Below are 518 nucleotides of genomic sequence, written 5' to 3'. Positions count from 1 at the left end.
ATATGTTCCAATGAAACGCCTTTGGTTTCGGGAATGAAACGATAACCCCAGAGAATAGCCAGAAATGCAATTAGCCCGTAAAACCAGAAGGCACCCATGGGATTGCCCAGATTTTCACCGTTGAGCATAATTTCCGTTCCGGGAACGGTCAGCAAGCGGACAATCTTGAAGAACGAGAAAGCGACGGCAGCGTTGAAAAACCAACACGCCAAAGAGCCTAACGAGGCACCCACACCGCGTACTTTCTGCGGGAAAACCTCCGATATAATCAACCAGCCCAACGGACCGATACTGATGGAGAAAAAGGCTACATAACAAAACATGCAGACGATATATGTCCATTGATAAGCAACCAACTGTCCGTGAAATGCAAAACACAAACCGAGCAGGAACAGCGAGACCATCATGCCCACCATCCCCAAGAAATATAGTTTTCGACGTCCTAACCTGTCGATAAAATAGACCGACACTAAGGTGAATATCACCGTTATCACACCCACGCCCACGGAAGCCCAAAT

The 518-nt window shown here is 47.5% G+C and carries 1 protein-coding gene; it reads right to left on the bottom strand.

What is annotated here, in order from left to right:
• A partial coding sequence (locus ASC50_RS03900; protein ID WP_158648392.1) for an MFS transporter occupies positions 1–518 on the bottom strand: 518 nt, incomplete at both ends.

It is taken from the genome of Candidatus Symbiothrix dinenymphae (assembly GCF_001431085.1).
The sequence above is the reverse complement of the archived record's forward strand: the minus strand, read 5'-3'. Positions and strand labels throughout refer to the sequence as shown.